Origin of the sequence: Collinsella sp. SGI.095 (genome assembly GCF_050314535.1) — a bacterium.
Taxonomy (GTDB): Bacteria; Actinomycetota; Coriobacteriia; order Coriobacteriales; family Coriobacteriaceae; genus Collinsella.
Genome location: NZ_JBNPNG010000046.1, coordinates 1 through 2,007 on the forward strand (window position 1 = coordinate 1; position 2,007 = coordinate 2,007).

1 protein-coding gene is annotated in these 2,007 nt (G+C 55.8%); it reads left to right on the forward strand.

Annotation, left to right across the window (positions count from 1 at the left end; translation table 11 throughout):
• Window positions 1-178 precede the first annotated feature (178 nt).
• The gene (locus tag ACQRCA_RS08360) at window positions 179-1,873 is read left to right on the forward strand and encodes a phospho-sugar mutase (RefSeq protein WP_427719879.1); all 1,695 of its coding nucleotides are present in this window, start codon (window positions 179-181) and stop codon (window positions 1,871-1,873) included.
• Window positions 1,874-2,007: the final 134 nt, after the last annotated feature.

The following is a 2,007-nucleotide window of genomic DNA, read 5'->3' on the forward strand; positions in this document are numbered from 1 at the left end:
CTCAGGCAATTTAACTAAATGACAATTTTTACAACGATATCATCTGCCGTCTTATTCAGACGTTCACCGTTCTCCTGACAGTCTCACGCACTCAATGGATTACTATCTACTTAAGCGTGATACTGCGCTTGACCTGTTTTAGGCGGGCCGTTTTATTGATTATGAAGGAAGGACGCACATGGCAGATGTTCACGAGCTGCTTGATACTTGGATTGCCAATGTCAAGGATGATGAGCTGCTGACCGAGCTCAACACGATGAAGGAGCAGGGTGACGAGGATGCCATCACCGATGCCTTCTTTCAGGATCTTGCCTTCGGCACCGCTGGCCTGCGTGGCACGATCGGTGCTGGCACTAACCGTATGAATATCTATACGGTCGGCCGTGCAACGCAGGGCTTCGCCGACTATCTCAATGCGACTTTTGAGCATCCGACGGTTGCCATTGCTCGCGATAGCCGCAATAAGGGCGAACTGTTTGTTAAGACGACGGCCGCCATTCTTGCAGCAAACGGCGTGACTGCTCTCGTGTACCCTAAGATTTCTCCCGTGCCGACGCTTTCCTGGGCCGTCCGCGACCTTGAGTGCTCCGGTGGCATTTGCATGACCGCTAGTCATAACCCGGCGCCCTATAACGGCTATAAGGCCTATGGCCCCGACGGCTGCCAGATCACGAGCGAGGCCGCCGATGCAATTTCTAAGGCTATTGCCGAGACCGATACGTTCACTGGCGTGAAGTCCATGGACTTCGATGAGGCTCTTGAGCAGGGTCTGGTCAAATGGATCGATGACTCGTGCCTCGAGCGTTATTACGACGCCGTTCTCGCGCGCGGCGTGACCAACCTTTCTGCCGAGGAGATCGCTGGCGCTCCGCTTAAGCTCGTCTACACTCCGCTCAACGGCACTGGCCTCATTCCCGTCACGACGGTGCTCGAGCGCGCCGGCATCACCGATGTCACGGTTGTTCCCGAGCAGAAGGACCCGAACGGCGATTTCCCGACCTGCCCGTATCCTAACCCCGAGATCCGTCAGGCCATGCAGAAGGGAATCGACCTGTGCGAGCAGGTTCACCCCGATCTGCTGCTTGCAACCGATCCTGACGCCGACCGTGTTGGCGTTGCTGTTAAGAATGGTGATGACTATCTGCTGCTGACCGGCAATGAGATGGGCGTTCTGCTGCTCGACTATATCTGCAAGACCCGTGCCGCCCGCGGCGAGGATCTCACCAAGAAGGTCGCGGTTACTACCATTGTTTCTTCCGCCATGGTCGATGCTCTGGCCGAGGAGTATGGCTTTGAGCTCCGTCGCTGCCTGACGGGCTTCAAGTACATCGGTGACATCATTACCTCGCTTTCCGATGCTGGTGAAGTCGATCGCTTTATCTTCGGTTTCGAGGAGAGCTACGGTTATCTGGCCGGCGACCACGTGCGCGACAAGGACGCCGTGAGCACTTCGCTTCTGATTTGCCAGATGGCGCAGTATTACAAGCTCCAGGGCAAGAACCTTGCCGATGCGATGCACGAGCTGTACGAGAAGTATGGCTACTATCACAACAAGACGATTTCGCTGAGCTATCCGGGCGCTGAGGGTGCGGCAAAGATGGCCGGCATCATGGCTGGTCTGCGCGAGAACCCGCCCGCGGAGCTCGCAGGCTCCAAGATCGAGGCCGTTGTGGATTACAACACCTGCGTGAACGGCCTGCCGAAGGCTAATGTCATTGAGTTCGATCTTGAGGGTGGCAACAAGGGTATTGTCCGTCCTTCCGGCACCGAGCCCAAGATCAAGCTGTACATCTTCGCTAAGGGCGCGGATGCCGCCGAGGCTGATGCAGCACTTGACGCGATTGAGGAGTCAGGTCGCAAGCTGTTGGCCTAAGGCTTTGAAAGCCTATTTCTATAGATAGACGAAAAAGGGGATCTCGGAAACGAGGTCCCCTCTCTATTACTGCTAAATACAGCTGAGAATCCCAAACTGTGTAGGAGTTGTGTGCAACCAGATTCCCGCCCCGC